Below are 18095 nucleotides of genomic sequence, written 5' to 3'. Positions count from 1 at the left end.
CCACAACGGTATGCTAAGAACAAAAATGCCGTTCACTCTTAAGTGAACGGCATTAAACCCCATAGGGTGTTTCTCTACAGACTTGAGTCGGTTTACCAGGGAAGTAAGTATTTACTTTCTGAAAGGACATTGGGTGGAAAAATGTCCATTTACCTGATTTTTCAAAATTTGATAGGTTAGGAACATCAGCACAATCAGGAGCGTTTTCCTTGTGTTCAAATGTGGTCCAAATGAATTCAGGATGATTCCTTGTTTTTCGCACTACATGAATCCCAACCAAGCCCATTAGAACATTACTCCTTACAGCCCCGTCGGTCTAACTACAAAGCGGTTCTCCTGCATTCATATCTTGAGAGGCATGCGGAAGAGGAGTTAAAAGCGTTCAGGGATTAACGGTTCAAATGACCTGTCTTTAAATCACATTCTGTCTTCCCTGCATACAACGGAAGATAAGCTTATTGCAACCGTTGAACTCTATAATTTAGATGGTAAATTCTTATCGAGGGGTTTCGGGAAAGGACAGTGGGCGGTCGTTGGGGCTTATTTTCAAGTTTTTGAGCACATGATGTTAGAGCACCAGTTTACTACTTCCCATATTGAGGTGGTGCTTGAATCCGTTAGCTGTCTTTACTTTTATATACAAGATTCTGATCAGTTAAGTGCTCTATTGTTTCTTTAAAGAAAGGGAGATACAGGCGGCTATAATAGTGAGGCTGCCTAATGTCGTCATCCAGCCTGGAATTTCATGCCAAAAAATCACCCCCCAAAGTAAATTGAAGACCAGACCAATATAGCGGGTGACTGCTACCACTGCAGCGTTTTCATGACTGAATGCCTTTGTCAGGAAAACTTGCCCAATCAGTGAGACAATACCAATGGCAATCAGATAAATCCAAGTAATGCCCTGTGGGACTACAAATTCATCTTTCATCCAGTAACTGGATATCAGCATAGCAGTGAAAAGAAAGTAGAAGACAATCTCGTAAATATGGTGCTTTTTGCTTAGGTGGCGAATAGTGATAGAGGCAGCCGCTGCAAAAAAGGCACTCGCCACCCCCGCAAGTGCATAAAGGTTAAACGTGTCGTAGTTAAATGGATTAACAATTATGGCCACTCCGATTAAAACTAGAGGCAAAAGCAACGCCGCTTTTCTAGGGAGTGTTTCGCCCAGGACCAGGCTGGAAAGCAATATAACGAAGAACGGGGATAGGTAAGCCAAAATGACGGCATCCGCTAGAGGTATATGGGCAATGGCGTACACGAAAGCAAGCAGATAAAAGGCTCCGAACAGACCGCGAAGTACAAGCAATGGGATCCCCGTTTTGGAAAACCTTATATTCGCTTGCCACATTAAACATAAAATCAGAACGGTTCCTATTAGGCTTCGAAAAAAGACAATTTCAGAACTTGGAATCGTCAAGCTGGCCGCTTTAATAAGTGCGTTCATGACACTAAAAATAAAAGCAGAAAATATAGTTAACGCCACACCGTTGTTCATTATGGCTCTCTCTAAAGATCGTTTGCCCGACGTACCCAAATGAGGTACTTGAGCGCTTGAGTGTGACATTCTTTAATCAAAAGGTTAGGGAGTTGAGACCGACTTAACCAAGATTCGAAGGTGCTTAGCACACGGTTGATGCTCGGTAAGGTAATTCCATACTCTCTGCCTAATACTTTAAGCCAGTAAAGAGTCTGTAAATCTTCTTTGGGGATCCGAGGTAAAAACAACTTGCCTTCATTCACCTTGCCTTTGGCATAGGGCACAGCAGAGAAGTTGAAGTAGTATCCATTTGCATCTGGCTTAGAAAAAGGGTCTATCAGGATCGCGCTGTATCGTACGTAAACCAAATATTCCTGCTCTATCGGTGTGAGTGACATGAACTCTTCAATTTGACTACGACGGATCGTTTCCGGCTGCACAGGGTAGTTGTCATCATTGAGGAATTGTAACAAGTTGAATGGGGTTCCCTGAAAGTGAATTATTAATCTTGATATATCACGCCATAGCTCAACCAAGGTGTGAATGGTTTCGGTAGTAATCGGCCCCTCAGGGAAAAGTTTGTACATGTATTTCACTTCTCTCGTGTCACTCAATATGTGATTGAGCGAGAAAGGTGTAAGGAAAAATGCGGGATGAACGAAAGAGGTAATGTTTCTTCCCTCGACGCTGAATCCATTTTCCAACTCAACAACATCAACACCGACCTCCGCTAAAGTTTGAGTCAGCAGACTCAGGACAGCACATTTAGTTTGACTGGAGTAAGCATAAATCCGTTTTTTTACGGCTTTGGTCATGACATGAACCCCAGCTTGGCCTGTGGTGAATTTAGTGGCCGCAAAGTAATTGGAAAACACCAGTACATTGGGGGTTAAATTCAGCTCTGCAAAAAATCCCTTCACAAGCTGGTGGCCACCAAATAAGGATGAAATGAGAACCACGGTTTTGACGGCACTCAAATAAGATTTGGGTAAAGCCAACAGAACATCAGAATACGCATGAGATGGCGTGGCCAGAACCAACGTTTCCCATTGTCCGTCTATTGCTCGTAAATCTTCAAAAACCGCATTAAATGTTACTTGTCCGGCCAGTAGTTCCAAAGAGGGTTTTGCAGCAAGAACATGCGCAACACTTTCGTTGTGTAAACTTTCGAACATGGGTCGCCAACGCTCGGATGAGCGGTTTACTAACCCTAGTTGTTCGCACTGGTTTTTTATGATCTTTGCTGTCTGAAATGCGGCGGGGCCTGTGCCTACGATCAACACTTTTCCTAATGAAATAGTCACTTTGTTCGCTCCATCAAGACAGTTTCATAGATCGCGGAATCATTGAGGAGTAGTTTGGTGTCCCATCCGTCTATTAGGTGAGGGTTGAAAGGGTAATTAAAGGCGGATCTCAAACCGTTGCCAAACCTGACCAAGATCCGGTGAGAACGGTGTAGGTGAGGTTTAAGTTGCTTAAGTACTTCCCATTTATGCTCGACTAAAGAGGCGATTATGATATGGGTCGGTCGGAAAGCGACAAATTCTGTAATGAGATCTTTGCAGCTAAAAGTAGTAGACAAGTGGGAGAAGTCTAGCTGGTTCGCCATCGTCACTGCCTGCTCATCAATATCGATGCCATGAACTGCAGCACCCGTAAACTGAGAGATAGTGACCGCAGAAATCGGATATGAACCAGAGCCGATAAACAGCACTCTTGAGTTGCTTTTTATCTCTGCGCTCTTGAGTTCAATCTTTGTGTTTTCAGAAAGTTGGTATAAATATTCACTGAGGTTAAGTGGGTGTTCTTTGGCACATTGAGATTGATGCTTTTCCAACATACACAGGGCTTTTACGGTCGTTTCACGAAGTTGCTTAATTAGACGATCATGCTCAGGGGTATCCCCCAACTCTTTGCTAATGGCCTGAGGGTTTTCCTGCAAAATCCAAGAAGATAACTCATCCAATTTTTCCTGTAAAAGGGTAAAACAATTACAATTTTCTAGACTGTAATGCGTCAAAGCTTGAATTTGAGATTCAAACGTATAGACAGCAATTAATAATTGATAGTGCTTGTTAGTCATTGTCATAATAAGTTCCCATTGTGCTTAATCAGTTTCAATAATACGAACTGGGGTGACGTGGGTATGCCCATGTACGCAACAACCTACGTCCACATGAACCTGATATATTTGGCTAAGCCTTTCAGAGTCGAGCACGTCTTCTGGTCTACCGTGGTGTTGAATGATGCCGTCACTCAGTAAAAGAAGACGGTCGCAGTAACGAGCGGCAAGAGAGATATCGTGCAGTACAGCAATGGTGATGATGTTTTTCGCTCGGGTATATTGACGAACAAGGTCTAAAATCTGAACTTGGTGCTTGAGATCTAGGGCACTTGTTGGTTCATCTAAAAGTAAAATATCGGGTTCAGCGACCAGAGCTTGTGCCAATGAAACCAGTTGTTGCTGACCGCCACTGAGCTGAGAAAACTGTCTTGGGGCGATATTTATCAGACCTAAATAAATAAGGATGGCTTCTGCTTTTTGTTCTTGTTCAAATGTGATGTTCCAACTCAGCTGATGCACCAAGCCAAGCAACACAAACTCAAGAACAGTTAATTGACAGGCCGATTTGTTGAGTTGACACAGGTATGAGAAGGATTTGGGGGGTAACCTTTGTCCATTTCCTTCACTTGAAGTAATTTTCCCAACAGAAGGGAGGATGCCCGTGACAGCCTTGAGTAATGTCGTCTTTCCTGCGCCATTTGGACCTAGAATGGCGGAAAATTCTCCGCCACAAAAATGCGCTTCTACCTTCTTTAAAACGAGCTTTTCCCCAACCGTTACGGAAAGATTTTCTATTGAAAGCGACTTCATCAGATAAACCTCCGGCTCATTAGAAAATAAAGAAGAATCGGGACGCCTACCAAGGAGGTGACAATACCAATTGGAATGATAGCGCCTGGGACAATCACTTTAGCAATAAGGGACGAGGTACATAAAAGTAACGCTCCCATTATTGCGGCCAAAGGTAAGTAGAAACGCTGATCTTCGCCGACTAATATTCTTGCTAGATGAGGAGCTACCAGGCCAATGAAACCAATGGTTCCGACAAATGACACCGCTCCTGCTGTCAACAATGAACAAAGCAGAAACATCTGTAACCTTAATTTGCTGGTCTTGATCCCCAAGGCGAGTGCGCGCTCTTCGCCAGAAGTGAGGGCAGTGAGTGCCCAAACCTGAGACAACGCGAAGAACAAACCGAACATGAAAACGGTTCCTGAAACAAAGAAGGATAACCAACTCGCTTTCTGCAGACTGCCAAACAGCCAAAAAACAATTTGTTGAAGGACTTCTGGTGACGCCAAATATTGAATTAATGACTGTAGAGCCTGGAAAAAGAACAGAACGACTATACCGGCTAAAATGAGTACTTTGGCGTCCATATTTCGGTTCCGACCAATTATGTAGATCGCCAGACTCGCGAATCCAGACGTTAAAAATGCCGCGAACGGCACGCCTAACCAATGCAAACCAAAGACCGAAAAACCGCTTAAGAAAGCTATGGCTGCACCGAACCCAGCAGCGGCAGAGATGCCAAGGGTATAGGGGCTTGCTAGTGGGTTGGCTAACAGGGTTTGCATCAAACCGCCGGCTAACCCGAGTGAGGCACCAACCATTATACAGGTGAGAGTGGCGGGTAATCGAAGTTGCCAGATAATGAGTGATGATAAGCTATCACCAGAGGGGCCACCTAGGAGTGCCTTAAGAACTTGTTCAATACTTAGCGACGATGAGCCAGTACCGATATCGAATAATGCGGAAAGGCTCATCGCCAGAAAGGTTGCCAACACAATCTTGAGCCGCTGCTTCTGCAATCGTTGATAAATCCCGCGGCTGGAATTAAGGTCAGGCGACATTCTAATGCTTTCATTCATGGCTTGATCCCACCTGAATCATGAAAGTCCCTCTGAGCTCTTGCGGCATGTAGTTCTTAAAAAAAATTTGGTGCAATTTCTTAGGATCAATGTCTTTAAATGCTTCCGGGTAAATCGATTTCGCTAGATACAACAAGAAGATGTGGTCGTAAATAGTACGAGTTCCTGAATGGTAGACGCCATAAACGTCACCATTTTGAACAGCAGTCAGTTGTTTCCAACCAGCGCGGCTTAGGTATGGGCGGTATCTAGTCTGCACTTCTTCCATGGTGCTGTCGAAGCCAAGGAGTGCGCTGTCGCTATGCTTCGCCCAGTGGGCACCTGATATAAATATGACCTCTGGGTCTTGGCTTAACACATATTCGGGAGTTAGGTGGGCAGAGCCTTTAAACATACCATTGGCAATGTTGTCGGCACCCGCCATGGTCAAAAGGTTGCCCCACATTGTGGTCGAGTAAGATTTACCGTATTCGTTTGGTCCACCTGTGCCTGCTTCAACATACACACGGCGTGTTTCGTGGTTTTCCAAGTGTTTAGTAACACGTTGTTTTACCGTGTTTACTGCATTTGCGTATTCAGTTGCAATCGTTTCTGCCCGCTTTTCTGTGCCCATGACTTTACCAATAACACGTGCGCTAGTGACGTGTTTTTCAAGCGTTTGAGCATTGAAATCCACAACGACTACTTTGATGCCACTTGTTTCAAGGATTTCAACTTTTTCAGCAAGAGATTCATATTGCCACGCCGCAATAAGTGCAACATCAGGCTTAGTTAACAAGAGCCTCTCGAAATCAAAAGTACCTGTGTAAATAGAACCGGAGTCAATAATAGTTTCTAGCTCAGGAATGATTTTTTTATAGGTGGTCCATTGAGATTGTCGGTAATCTTTCCAAGAATTTCGAGGGAAAATAACCACTTTTTTGTAGGCATCTGGGCCCACGATTGCAAGATAGTCTTCGAAATAAAAACCTAAAAAGATGCTTTCTGCTGGTTTTTCTAAATGTACATCCCTGCCGAGTACATCCCTGAATTGAATGTCAGCAAAAGTACTTGCGACGTAGCCTAAAAACAATGCCACCAGACCAAGTACTTGCAAACAATGTCCTTTTTGTCCTTTCACTCATTCCTCTCCAAGTTAACTTTATTGTTATGTTATAACATATATTAAATGGGAGGGTCGAAAGCGAATTTAATTAGTAATTTAATTATTAATTATTAATTTGATAGGTGGAGGTTTAAAATTTCTTTTTATTTTCAATTGGTTGGAAAAGAAATGTTTGAGGCGACGGATTGTCATTGCTCTTATCTCTTGAAGAGGGGGCCTTGAGTTAATTTCCACCCACTTACGCTTAAGAACTAAACATATTTTTGTTTACGTGCCTACCATCCTTCTATGCTAAGTACGTATTGTTGAGCAACTTCGGCGTTTTTCAAGGTAGTTGTCATCATTCGCTTGTTTACTAAGCAGCTTCTCTTTCTGGATTTAGGTGAATGTCACCAACAGGTTCACAGTTTCTGATATCACCTGGCCAGCGTTCAGGGTTTAGCTCTTTTGCTGCGAGTAATACCTTTGCTCGGCGCTTCAAGATCTCTTTATCTTTTCCATTGTGACGCTCTGAAGGCGTGACGTAATTTAGCTTACTGTGCTTATGCTCGGTGTTGTACCAGCGTACGAAGGCTTCAACCCAACTTCGACTACTGTTGATACTTTCAAAGCCCTTTGTTGGCCAGCTTGGCATGTACTTTACCGTGCGGAACAATGATTCGACATACGGGTTATCATCGCTGACTCTTGGGCGGCTATACGATGAGGTAATACCTAACTCTTCCATTTTTGCTTTAAACGTCAGCGACTTCATCGGTGCACCATTATCTGAGTGAAGAACCAGCGCTTGATTGAAGCATTGCTCTCGCATCAACGTTCGTTGCAGAAGTTGTGACGCCAGCTCACCGCATTCACGCTCATACACTTCATAACCAGCGATTTTTCGACTGTAGATGTCCTCGATGACATACAGGTAATAGTGTTGGCCTCGAACTTTTGAAGGTAAGTAAGTGATATCCCATGTATAGACTTGGTTCGAATCTGTCGCTGTGTAACTTGATGGCTTCGCTTGCTTCTGCCTACTTCTTTGACGACCTCGTCTGTGGAGTTGTCCCTGTGCACTCAGCACCCGATAGTAACTCGATTCAGAGGCGATATACTCACCTCGGTCAAGCAGTGTCGGGACGATTTGAGTCGGAGGTAAGCTTGCGAACTCAGAGCGGTTACACACCTCGATAATCGCATCACGCTCTTGCTGAGAGAGCTTGTTAGCAGGCTCTGGCCTGATGCATATCGGCCTTTTGTCAGCTTGAACTTCACCTTGCTGATACCAGCGACGATACGTTCTCAAGTCGATTTGAACTTCATGGCAAGCTGGCTCTAAACGGCATCCGCATTGCTTCGCTTCAAGGATAAGAGTCACTATGGTCTGCCTTTCATCGGTTGAGGTTAGTCGTCCTCTGGCTCTTCCCCGTAAAAGGCTCTCAGCTTTTTTCTTAGTACCAAGAGGGCGGCCGTTTCAGCGAGTGCTTTTTCTTTGAGTCGTAAATCTTTCTTCAACTCTTTGATTTCAAGTTTGTCAGCTTTAGCCTGCTTCTTTGCTTCAGCTTCCTGCTCTTTACTCGACTTAAACCCTTGCATACATTCGCTGCGCCAACTTTGGATTTGTTCAGGGAAAAGACCTTTTTCACGACAATATTGGCTGAGTTCACTTTCGGTCATCGAGTAAGTCTCGGCAACAATGGCGAGTTTAGTTTGAGCAGACCACTGCTCTGATGAAGTGTTGCTATTTGGCACGGCGGCTCCTGAACGTCTGAGTTGCTGGCGCCAATGATAAAGGGTCGCAGTGCTAATTCCTTCCTCTTCCGACACTTCTTTAACTGACATCGAATAGGGAGGCAACAGCTTCTTCAATATAGCTTCTTTTCTTTCTACTGAGATACGAGACACAATTACTCTTTATCGCCCAAACTGGTTAAATTTTAACAGTGACAACTATCCTGCCAGAGGGGGACTTATCGCTCTAATTGTTGTTTTTATTAATAAAAAAGTGCGCCTCCTTGATGTAAGTAAAGAGGCGCCTCTCTTTTTTAAGAGACGGAAAGAGCGAGGTGTCATGGATTAGCGATTGCTTTCGGGATCTGGGCCTGCGTTTTTTGAAAGGTCTAAGATCGATTGCAGTTCATCTTTTTAGTTAAACAAATTTGGCTCGACTGGTCATTGACGCTAACGTTTACAATCTCTAATTCGTGCCAAAAGTAGAAATAGGTGATTACCAGGGCTTTCTGACTCTGAGTTCAAGGCATTAATAAAAACAGTCAGCAACTATGACTTCCTATCGGCTTAGAAATTTTAAAACAATCTAAAGAGAAAAATCTGTCGCCATTCTGTCGCCATAAGTAATGTTATTTTTTTGTAAATGATTGTTTTTGAGATGCTTGTATTCTCGTTGGATATAATGGCTTCTTTGATTCAATCTGGCCTAGATCTAACACCAATTATCACTCACCACTACAAAGTGGACGACTTCCAGAAAGGCTTCGACATGATGCGCTCTGGTATGTCAGGTAAAGTAATTTTAGACTGGGAGTAGGTTACTACCAGTTTTGAATGTTAGAAGGCAACAGGTAAAACTGTTGCCTTTTTTATCGCCACTCTGTAGCCATATTTAATTTATAAATAATTTAACTAATTGATATTTATTGGTTATTTTTTATTTCGCATATAGTGGCAAGTTTGATTCAATCAGGGTTAGACCTATCACCAATCATTACCTCATCACTTTAAAATTGATGATTTCCAAGCTGGCTTCGATGCTATACGTAGGGGGCTTTCTGGCAAGGTTTTCCTTGATTGGGAATAGAAAAATTAGGCTCTAAATAGCAAAAGGCGACAGTGAAAATTGTCGCCTTTTTTACGAATAAAACAGCTAAATAACGGTCGTTTACAGTGTCTACCGCCACTTTGTCGCCATTAATTCTCTAATGGATTGAGGGGCTTTGTTGCGTAATTCAGTGGAACTAAATCCAGAACCTACGATCTGATCAGCTACGTCCACTCTCTCGTAGCCCTATTCCTAAACCTTTTTATAAAACAACCAACTGGAAGCAATACAACCAATCACTCATTAACCGTGGCTCTCTGACTTTTTAGATTGATGAAGAGGCAATAAGCGGTTGGGCGCAAAGCGAACAGAATAAGCGCGGGAGGCCACGTCGGTTCAGTGGTTTAGCTATCACGACAGCGCTGCGAGGATTTATCGACTCGATATTTAGGTTAGCCCATGTTCCGTTAAGTTGTCCGCATTACACCTGCATCAGTCGTAGAGCCAAGCAAGTTGAGGTCTCATTTAAGACTAAAACGAGAGGAGCGATACAACACCTAGCCATTGATGGTACTGGCCTTAAGGTTTATGGCGAAGGTGAATGGATGGTCAAAAAACACGGGACGGATGGCAAGCGTAGGGTCTGGTGAAAGCTTCATATTGCCGTCGATACAAGCACTTATGAGATCATTGCCGCCGAGCTAAGTTTATCGATGGTTACAGATGGAGAAGTCCTCCCGAACTTACTGAAACAAACACGCCGAAGTCTCCTTGAGGTGTCAGGTGATGACGCTTATGACACAAGAGCGTGTCACGCTGCTATTAAGATTAAGGGAGCCATTGCGCTTGTTCCCCCAAGAGAAGGGGCAGCCTTCTGGGAGTGTGGTCACCCTCGAAATCTCACCGTGGGTTGCCAGAAGTTATACGGCTCAAATAAGTATTGGAAAGAGCGGTATGGATACCACAAACGTTCATTGTCAGAAACAGCGATGTATTGAGTTAAACAGTTGCTAGGAGGACGATTGAGCTTAAGAAATTACAATGCCCAGGTGGGTGAAACTTACGCGATGATAAAAGCGTTGAACAAGCTTACTGGGTTAGGTGTGCCTGAAACTTGTCGTATTGACTAAGAAATACGCGAAACGGGGTAGCTCTATCTCTAAATTTAATTACGCAACAAAGCCGCAAGGAGGCTACCTAATACTTACAAATGCAGAAAGGCCGCTAAGCTACCTTTCTACGATAATGTTACGGACATTACTCCGTATTATCTGGTGTTCTATAAATCTGCAACCAATGTCGCGCTGCAGTACTTGTTGGAGGCGCTATTTCATGATCACGGATAGTACAATACCGACCATATTTTACTACAACCGTATGATTTGTTGTATTAATTTTACACTCTTGAAAAGAGCCCCATCTCGCCCGACTTTATTACCAGGCGCTACATAGATAGCCATACAAAACCTTTAAACTAGTTTAACAGCAATATTGTTCATATTTGATGTAGTGATGAATCTAAGAAAAACAAGGTTATCCGTAAAAAGACATACGTTTTAAAAAACTCACTAAAAAAAATTATTGGTGTTCATTATTCCTATGTTCAATTGCGTGACTCCGTAACGCAGAACAGCTCCTAATAGGGAGCTGTTCTTGTGTCTAAATTTGGGCCACACTAAGTGCCGTTACGTTAAATAAATGAAACAACTAGTCTACCGAGCTAAACGTGTATCCCTCACGAGGGATAAACGGAGCTCGGAAATCGCCTTTTAAAAAGTAATAGATATCTTGTGAGTTATCATGGACAACCTCGTAGCAGCTTTCCCCACTACCAAAGTTTGAACAATATTTATTATTTTTAATGCGCCATGTGCCTTCGCTGGGTTTTACATCACCACTACTCATCCACCACGTTGTGCCTGAATCGGAAAAATATTGAACTGTTTTTTTCCCGTAATGAACACCATGAATAGTATTATTGCTAAGCAACAAATCTACTTCTGGTGAATTAACCGGCACTTCTTTAGCTAAGACAGAACATGTTACTCCTAGAAGTATTACTGCAATGATTTTTTTCATTTATATCTCCATTATATTTATAATTACGTTAAATCGCATATATAGAAACCCAATTCAGATTTAATATCAATTCAAAAAATGAATAATTAGAGCAAATTTGATTGGTATTTATACCCGTGATCATTGAAGATGCTTGATTTTCTTTAGAATCAGGATCATGCTACGAGCCATGAAAATTGCACTGACTCCTCAACAGAAACTACAACTCGGACAAATGCACGACAATGAACGTGACAGTCGAGTTTGCGACCGTATTAAGGCTGTTTTGCTAGCTTCTGAAGACTGGAGTCAGACTATGATTTCACAAGCCCTTCGTATTAATGAATCGACCGTTGCACGTCACCTCAGTGACTACGTTCTTTCTGAAAAACTTAAGCCTGAAAATGGCGGAAGCCAAAGTAAACTTTCTGCTACTCAAACCATGCACCTAATCGAGCATTTGACTGAGAAAACCTATTCTCATACTCATCAAATTGTCGCCTATGTTAAAGAGACATTTGGACTTGATTATACGGTTTCAGGTATGAACAAATGGCTTCACCACAATGGCTTTAGCTACAAGCAGCCGAAAGGCGTTCCACACAAGTTTGATGAAGCAAAACAACAAGCCTTCATAGATGGTTATAAATCACTAAAGGCAAGCTGTGGTAAGGGTGAAACGATAGTTTTTATCGACGCTGTTCACCCAACCTTATCAACCAAAATATCTCATGGCTGGATACGTACTGGTCAGGATAAAGTGATTGAAACAACGGGTGATCGCAGCAGATTGAACATTATTGGTGCACTGAACCTGTCGGATATTGGTGCCACCATTGTTCACGATTACGAAAGCATTAACAGTGAAAGTATTGTTCGCTTTTTCTGTAAGTTAAGAGAGAGCTATCTGTTAGCCCATAAGCTTCATATCATCTTAGATGGTGCAGGATATCACCGCAGTGACTTAGTCAAAGATGCGGCGTTTGTCCTAAATATCGAACTGCATTATCTTCCACCTTATAGCCCAAACCTAAACCCAATAGAGCGGCTATGGAAAGTAATGAATGAGAAGTCGAGGAACAATGTTTACTTCAAAAGCAAACGGGACTTCAAGGCGGCAATAGGTCAATTTTTTACTGTGACTCTTCCAGAGATCGCAGGCTCTTTGACATCTCGAATTAATGATAAATTCAAGTTCTCAAGCCTGCATCTTCAAGTTGATTGGGTATATAGCCACTATCATTATGTTCAATCGTGTGAATCTGTTCTTGTAGGCGTTGTTGATCAAATCAGCTTGAGGTTCAACGACGCCATATTTGACTAATAGTTAGCTTCTAACAGGCATACCTAGTCCTATGACTTTGTTTATAGCTTTGACATTCGCCCTAATGATCTGCTCCAGTTAGACTGGAGAAGGTATTAAGCGACATATTGTTTTTCAAAGTTAATTGGGCTTAGATACCCAAGAGCCCTGTGCCTTCTTGTTCGATTATAAACAACTTCGATGTATTCAAAGAGTGCTTGAAGCATCTCTTCTCGCATCATTATCGGCTCGTCTTGGACAGCTTCTACTTTCATTGAGTGGAAAAAGCTTTCAAAACAGGCGTTCCAACAATTACCACGACGGCTCATGCTTTGAGTTATACGATATCGACAAACTCTCCGCTTGCCATCTGTCTTGCGTTTTTGACTTTCCATTCACCTTCGCCATCAACCATTGGCCAGTCGCATCAATGGCTAGGTGCTGTATTGCTTTTCTCGTTTTTGGCTTAAATGAGACCTCTACTTTCTTTGCTCTACGATTGAGCCTGGTGTAATGCACAACCAATAGCTTACGGAGAAATGGATCATTTTCATGTCTTAAAAATTGTATCTTCAAGTTGAGTGAGTCGAGTACTAGCGATATTTACCTTGAACCACATAGTTTTCTCGCTTATTGCTCTTCAGATTGCTCCAGAGACGCAACCCAGCGCAGGATCTCTGCGGTGGCTTCAATAAGATCGCCAGGAATGTATTGGTCTAACTGCCCATCCGCATATAACGCACGTGCGAGCGGTACTTTCTGCATCACCGGAACCCCTTCTTCTTTGGCAATCGCAATCATACGCTTTGCCATCGCATCAGTCTCTTTTAGGGTAATCACAGGCAGAGGTGTTTCGCCCTTTTTATAGTACAAACCGATGGCAATGTGTGTTGGGTTTGTAACCAGCACATTCGAGCGTTTAACGTTATCTCTTTGGTTAGAAGTTTGCATTTCTTGGTGCAGTTGACGACGTTGACTTTTTATTTCAGGGCTGCCTTCCATCTCTTTGTATTCACGTTTCACTTCATCTTTGGTCATCTTTAACTGTTTAGTGTGGTCGAACTTTTGGTAAGAAAAATCGGCTGCGGCAATCACAATAAAGCCTACCGCAGAGATAATCATCAATTGTTTGATTAATACGCCAGTGATGATCGGTACACACTCTAACCCACAGGTAGGTATCTGCAGTAACGTGTTTAAGTTACCTTTCAGCGTTATCCAAATAATGCATGAAAGTAACGAAACTTTGAGAATGGACTTAATAAACTCAATGATACTCTTTAACGAAAAAATTCGCTTTGCCCCTTCGACTGGATTGATCTTCTTGATGTCCGGTTTGACAGACTCGCCACTAAATAGAAAGCCGAACTGTCCCATGTTAGCCATGATGGCGACTAAGGTTGCAATCAAGAGGATCGGCGCAAGCAGATAAACCATTTCTTTGGCGATGGCGATAGCTACGTCGAGTAGTGCATCTTGAAAGCCCTGATATGCCAATTTGCTTGGCAGTAAAATTAGGGCAGATATGTGCGACATATAGTAATCGGCGAATGCAAACAACACGACAATCAAAGACAGAATCAATGAAGATGAAATGATTTCCTGACTTTTTGCAACTTGCCCTTTTTGGCGGGCATCCCTGAGTTTTTTTGGGGTGGGGAGTTCAGTTTTTTCTCCGCTCATTATTAGGACCTGTTTATTTATTTTGGTTGAATTTTGTTCGAGATAAAGCGTTTTAATCAGGTGAGAGGCGGACGGCTAATTCCTTTTCGCCGAATCGTTCTAAGTAAATCCCTCTCAACAAAGAGTAAAACGTTTTAGCTGAACTCTTTGGACGGCGTTTGTGGTTTCTTTCCACTGCATTATAGGTTTATCGAATAGAGTTACCACATTTCAAAGCATCTATTTTTGCAAGAACAATCTACAAGTCGCTGCAAAAATAAGTTCGAGAGATAAGCAGACTCTAGCGATTACCAAATAGTGTTTAGCTGCTCTGAGAACAGTGCGATTTCAGAGAAAAGTGCTTGAAAGTGGTTCATCATCAGAGCCAGATACACAATCAATAACACACTGGCGATGGCACTTTTGATCGGCATTGCCAAGAAGAAAACGTTGAGTTGTGGTGCGAATCGGCTGATGAGCGCAAGCCCAAACTCGGCAAGGAACATCGCCAGTACTATAGGCGCAGACATCAAAACTCCAAGCCACATTAATTGCTCAAATTGGTCGTAGAAAAAGCGTGCCCACCCTTCTGTTATGGTTGGAAAAAAACCTATCACAGGCCATGACGAGTAACTGGAAAATAGCGCATAAAGAAAAGTGACAAAGCCACCGCCCGAGAAGAACAAAGTGATCAGAGTTTGAGTCAACAATACTGCCGTTGGCGTCGATTGCGAACCGAGGGTGGGGTTAAACATGCTCGCCATGGCTGCGCCTCGCTGGTTATCCACGAGAAAGCCTGCCGCCTCGATTGCCCAAAAGGGGATCGCCGCAATAAAGCCAATGAGCAGACCCAATAACACCTCTTTCCCCAAGATAACCATTAACCAGATTCCATCCGTTTCTGCAGGTAAATTTTGTTGATTAATTATAGGAAATATAAAAAGTGCAAGAGAACACAAGATTCCATTTCTCACCATGGTGCCACCCAGCATTTGCTTGTTTAAGATCGGCAGGAATATAAAACAAGCCATTAACCTAGGAAGCGTTAAGCTGTACAGGAACAGTGCGTGGTGCAAATCATCGTAACTCATCGTATTTGCGGGATTTTATCTAAGGTCAATGTTGCAAACGAATGCAGCTCGGCGCCCAACCACTGTGCGGTAACAAACAAGGTAATTATGACGGCAATCAGTTTAACGACAAATCCCAACGTTTGTTCTTGAACTTGAGTCAGTGCTTGGATGAGTGAGACTAAGGTGCCAACAAACGCCGCAACCAGAATCGGTGGCAGCGACAAGAATAGAACAAGCGTTAAAGCCTGAGTGGCAAAGTGGATTATTTCGGCCGGATTCATATTTCTCTCCTCACTATCCGTAGCTGAGTACTAAGCCATGAGTTAGCTTGGTCCAACCGTCAAGTAACACAAAAAGCAGTAGTTTGAATGGTAGCGAAATTGTCATCGGCGATACCATCATCATCCCCATTGCCAGTAGGATGTTGGACACGATTAGGTCGACAGCGATGAAGGGCAGATACAACAAGAAACCAATCTCAAATGCCCTAGTTAGTTCACTGACCGTGAAGGCGGGGAGTAACAACAATAAGCTGTCTGACTCTAAGCGGTCGAAGTACTTCTGTGGCCACAAGGTTCTCGCAGCATCGGTAAAAAACACCGTTTCAGTTTCACGGATGTGTTTTTTCAAAAACTCTCGATATGGCTGCAGTCCGCTTTCAATCAGCCCTTCAACACTGTCGGAATCTTCTAGGGATATTTCATGTTGTGTAACGTAGTCGTAGGTTTCAAATCCTACTGGTGCCATAATGAAGATCGACAAAATTATCGCCAATCCGTACAGCGCCATATTGGGTGGTATTTGTTGTACACCCAGTGCGTTTCTCAATAGAGAGAACACCACAGCAAGCTTTACGAAAGAGGTCGCCATCATTGCAATGAAAGGAACCAAAGCAAGTAGGGCGAGCGTGACGATTAGGTTCAGTTCATCAGGTAACTGGATCATGCTGGCTCCTGACTACCGCCAAACAATTCGAGAACGCGAACACCTAAGCGTTCATTGATGCTCACAAGTTCACACTCACCAATAATTCTTCCGTTTGCTCGCATAGTGACCGGGTTTGAAATTGGCTGGTTAAGCTCAAAGGTAAAGCCAGGTTGTAGCGCGTTAAGTTGTTCTAAAGTTATGGTTTGCTGACCAACATCAAAAGTGAGTTCAATTGGCAGTTGCTTGTGGTCGGTAAGTACTTCAGAGCTATTGATATCGTTCATATTGGTTTCTTTATCTAGGATGTGGAGTATGGTTTCGTCGAGTTGGCATCGCCAAAGGTTTTGATTGGATATCTGAAAGAGCACTTGATGTTGTGCGATGTGGCAATCATCGAAAAACACCACATCCCCCAATTCCAGTTGCTCGAATTGGCTGACTGCCAAACGTGTTTTGCCAAAACTCAACCAGAATGGTAGTGCAATATTTTGACTTAGGTAAGATGGTGCTTGTGGCAACGCGCCAAGTAGCACATCTCGACCTTCATGCACCCAGAGGCTAAGAGATGCGTCATCACGGTTGATGGTGAGCATCAATACATTCTCTTGCTGAGTTTGCTGTTCAAGAGGTTGTAACTTGCTTAAGACAGGAAGCTGCCCAAAAAGACGTTTAATCACATCGGTGTATGGTTCAATCTGGCTATTGAGTAACGCCAATTGCAATGAGTTTGGTAGTGATTCAAAAGCCGTTGAGTCAAGCATGTCATGTAACCACAACTGTAATTGCGCACCACAAAAATCTATTTTGATCGTTTGCCCTCCAATGAATAACGCCAAACGATAGCCAGTAAATTGAGGTTTTGGCCCTAGCGTAACCGACAGGCTGTTGCTCAGGCTATCTTGAAAGTGGCATTGTTTCGCACATAGTTGATTGCTTAGCGAGATGCTTGATGCGTCGACTTTAGGGAAATTAAGTATCATCATTCGTCCTCAGGCTTCCATTCATCATAAATACTGCGTTGTTGTCGAGAACGTTGTTGATCTTGTTGTTGGTTCATTTGCTCGCTGATTGAGATTCGAATCGGTTGTTCAATCCCCAAGCGTTGTAAGCGCTCAACCAATTCTTGTTTAGCGTTTGGGTTGATTAGCGAAAGGGCATGCTCTTGTTTAATTAAGACGCTGTAACCAGAACTGTCGTGCTTAATGGAGATCTCACCACCTTTCAATTGACCTTCATTGAGAAACAGTCGGACCTCCTTCTCGTTCGCTGTTGGGAGAGAAACATAGATCTTTTCGACCAACTTACTAATCAGATCGTTCACGTTTCTTGCCGAGCTGCGAGGTGTTTGCGCTTCCATACTCTTTAGGATCACATCACCTTGAGTAGTCGGTTGGTTTATATTCGCCGCCGAGTGCAGTTTGGTGCCCACTTCAGAGGTTGAATGATGTAAATCAATGCGCTTTAAGGGTTTTAGCTTCTCTTCAAATGCGGACAACGTAGCTTTCGCTTCTGTGTTAATCTGCGCGTTACTTAAGGTTACCGCTTCTTTTACTGTCGTATCGGGCTTTAGTCGCTGACCATTCAAGACGTTTTGCACAGAGGTAGCGGCTTTACCATCAAACTGGATTGGCGCTGGTTGAGTATTCAAGCCTTTTGGGAAACCGTCAATAATGTCTTTGGGATCGAGATACAAGCCATCAAGAGATGCGCTTGAATCCGTTGAATCCGTTGAAACCGTTGAAACCGTTGAAACCGTTGAATCCGTTGAATCCGTTGAATCCGTTGAA

14 protein-coding genes and 4 pseudogenes are annotated in these 18095 nt (G+C 43.1%); 3 read left to right on the top strand and 15 right to left on the bottom strand.

Going from position 1 to position 18095, the window contains the following annotated elements; all coding sequences use genetic code 11:
• Window positions 1–664: 664 nt before the first annotated feature.
• From ACED42_RS20350 to ACED42_RS20320, 7 genes are all read right to left on the bottom strand, one after another.
• Window positions 665–1498, bottom strand: coding sequence for a DMT family transporter (locus ACED42_RS20350; protein WP_371703938.1), 834 nt, complete (start codon window positions 1496–1498; stop codon window positions 665–667).
• Between the two features lie 11 nt (window positions 1499–1509).
• Window positions 1510–2784, bottom strand: coding sequence for an opine metallophore biosynthesis dehydrogenase (locus ACED42_RS20345; RefSeq protein ID WP_135381787.1), 1275 nt, complete (start codon window positions 2782–2784; stop codon window positions 1510–1512).
• On the bottom strand, window positions 2781–3569 hold the full coding sequence (locus ACED42_RS20340) for a nicotianamine synthase family protein (protein WP_135381786.1): 789 nt from the start codon (window positions 3567–3569) through the stop codon (window positions 2781–2783). The genes ACED42_RS20345 and ACED42_RS20340 overlap by 4 nt, the downstream gene beginning before the upstream one ends.
• A gap of 18 nt (window positions 3570–3587) precedes the next feature.
• On the bottom strand, window positions 3588–4355 hold the full coding sequence (locus ACED42_RS20335) for an ABC transporter ATP-binding protein (RefSeq protein ID WP_050649305.1): 768 nt from the start codon (window positions 4353–4355) through the stop codon (window positions 3588–3590).
• Entirely contained in the window at window positions 4355–5416 is a 1062-nt protein-coding gene (locus ACED42_RS20330) for an iron ABC transporter permease (RefSeq protein WP_017061833.1), read from the bottom strand. The genes ACED42_RS20335 and ACED42_RS20330 overlap by 1 nt, the downstream gene beginning before the upstream one ends.
• Entirely contained in the window at window positions 5409–6512 is a 1104-nt protein-coding gene (locus ACED42_RS20325; RefSeq protein WP_135381800.1) for an ABC transporter substrate-binding protein, read from the bottom strand. The genes ACED42_RS20330 and ACED42_RS20325 overlap by 8 nt, the downstream gene beginning before the upstream one ends.
• Before the next feature lie 364 nt (window positions 6513–6876).
• Window positions 6877–8411, bottom strand: a protein-coding gene (locus ACED42_RS20320) for an IS3 family transposase (RefSeq protein WP_371703934.1) whose coding sequence is annotated in 2 segments (ribosomal slippage) — window positions 6877–7958 and window positions 7958–8411 — 1536 coding nt in all. Because the reading frame shifts where the segments join, the coding sequence is not laid out codon by codon here.
• A 508-nt stretch (window positions 8412–8919) separates the two neighbouring features.
• Between ACED42_RS20320 and ACED42_RS20315 the strand changes: the two are divergent.
• Window positions 8920–9054: pseudogene (locus tag ACED42_RS20315) on the top strand (L-threonine 3-dehydrogenase); the annotation flags it as partial.
• Window positions 9055–9533: 479 nt separating this feature from the next.
• Window positions 9534–10415: pseudogene (locus tag ACED42_RS20310) on the top strand (IS5 family transposase).
• Window positions 10416–10992: 577 nt separating this feature from the next.
• On the opposite strand, the gene ACED42_RS20305 reads toward ACED42_RS20310, so the two are convergent.
• Entirely contained in the window at window positions 10993–11364 is a 372-nt protein-coding gene (locus tag ACED42_RS20305; protein ID WP_017097360.1) for a hypothetical protein, read from the bottom strand.
• Between the two features lie 157 nt (window positions 11365–11521).
• On the opposite strand from ACED42_RS20305, the pseudogene ACED42_RS20300 reads away from it, so the two are divergent.
• A pseudogene (locus ACED42_RS20300) lies at window positions 11522–12564 on the top strand (IS630 family transposase).
• A gap of 198 nt (window positions 12565–12762) precedes the next feature.
• On the opposite strand, the pseudogene ACED42_RS20295 reads toward ACED42_RS20300, so the two are convergent.
• From ACED42_RS20295 to ACED42_RS20265, 7 genes and pseudogenes are all read right to left on the bottom strand, one after another.
• A pseudogene (locus tag ACED42_RS20295) lies at window positions 12763–13162 on the bottom strand (IS3 family transposase); the annotation flags it as partial.
• A gap of 114 nt (window positions 13163–13276) precedes the next feature.
• A complete protein-coding gene (gene sctU, locus ACED42_RS20290; protein WP_017096437.1) occupies window positions 13277–14329 on the bottom strand; it encodes a type III secretion system export apparatus subunit SctU in 1053 nt (350 codons plus the stop codon).
• A 287-nt stretch (window positions 14330–14616) separates the two neighbouring features.
• Window positions 14617–15399, bottom strand: coding sequence for a type III secretion system export apparatus subunit SctT (gene sctT / locus ACED42_RS20285; RefSeq protein ID WP_029222875.1), 783 nt, complete (start codon window positions 15397–15399; stop codon window positions 14617–14619).
• Entirely contained in the window at window positions 15396–15662 is a 267-nt protein-coding gene (gene sctS, locus ACED42_RS20280; protein ID WP_017096439.1) for a type III secretion system export apparatus subunit SctS, read from the bottom strand. The genes sctT and sctS overlap by 4 nt, the downstream gene beginning before the upstream one ends.
• 13 nt (window positions 15663–15675) lie before the next feature.
• Window positions 15676–16326, bottom strand: a complete 651-nt coding sequence (vscR, locus tag ACED42_RS20275; protein WP_017096440.1) for a SctR family type III secretion system export apparatus subunit VscR — start codon at window positions 16324–16326, stop codon at window positions 15676–15678.
• Window positions 16323–17288 carry a type III secretion system cytoplasmic ring protein SctQ gene (sctQ, locus tag ACED42_RS20270; protein WP_029223742.1) on the bottom strand — a complete coding sequence of 322 codons (966 nt, stop codon included), beginning with the start codon at window positions 17286–17288 and terminating at the stop codon, window positions 16323–16325. The genes vscR and sctQ overlap by 4 nt, the downstream gene beginning before the upstream one ends.
• Window positions 17288–18095, bottom strand: an 808-nt coding sequence (locus tag ACED42_RS20265) for a type III secretion system needle length determinant (RefSeq protein WP_371703932.1), incomplete at its 5' end; no start/stop codon positions are given. The genes sctQ and ACED42_RS20265, both read right to left, overlap by 1 nt.

The organism is Vibrio sp. FF145, assembly GCF_041439075.1.
GTDB lineage: Bacteria > Pseudomonadota > Gammaproteobacteria > Enterobacterales > Vibrionaceae > Vibrio > Vibrio tasmaniensis_A.
This window is presented reverse-complemented; position numbering and strand designations above follow the sequence as displayed.

Bases quoted from the DNA above. Each gene is read 5' to 3' on its own strand.
- ACED42_RS20350 (WP_371703938.1), bottom strand. From the start codon at position 1,498: ATGAACAACGGTGTGGCGTTAACTATATTTTCTGCTTTTATTTTTAGT.
- ACED42_RS20340 (WP_135381786.1), bottom strand. From the start codon at position 3,569: ATGACAATGACTAACAAGCACTATCAATTATTAATTGCTGTCTATACG.
- ACED42_RS20335 (WP_050649305.1), bottom strand. From the start codon at position 4,355: ATGAAGTCGCTTTCAATAGAAAATCTTTCCGTAACGGTTGGGGAAAAG.
- ACED42_RS20330 (WP_017061833.1), bottom strand. From the start codon at position 5,416: ATGAATGAAAGCATTAGAATGTCGCCTGACCTTAATTCCAGCCGCGGG.
- ACED42_RS20305 (WP_017097360.1), bottom strand. From the start codon at position 11,364: ATGAAAAAAATCATTGCAGTAATACTTCTAGGAGTAACATGTTCTGTC.
- sctU (WP_017096437.1), bottom strand. From the start codon at position 14,329: ATGAGCGGAGAAAAAACTGAACTCCCCACCCCAAAAAAACTCAGGGAT.
- sctT (WP_029222875.1), bottom strand. From the start codon at position 15,399: ATGAGTTACGATGATTTGCACCACGCACTGTTCCTGTACAGCTTAACG.
- sctS (WP_017096439.1), bottom strand. From the start codon at position 15,662: ATGAATCCGGCCGAAATAATCCACTTTGCCACTCAGGCTTTAACGCTT.
- vscR (WP_017096440.1), bottom strand. From the start codon at position 16,326: ATGATCCAGTTACCTGATGAACTGAACCTAATCGTCACGCTCGCCCTA.
- sctQ (WP_029223742.1), bottom strand. From the start codon at position 17,288: ATGATACTTAATTTCCCTAAAGTCGACGCATCAAGCATCTCGCTAAGC.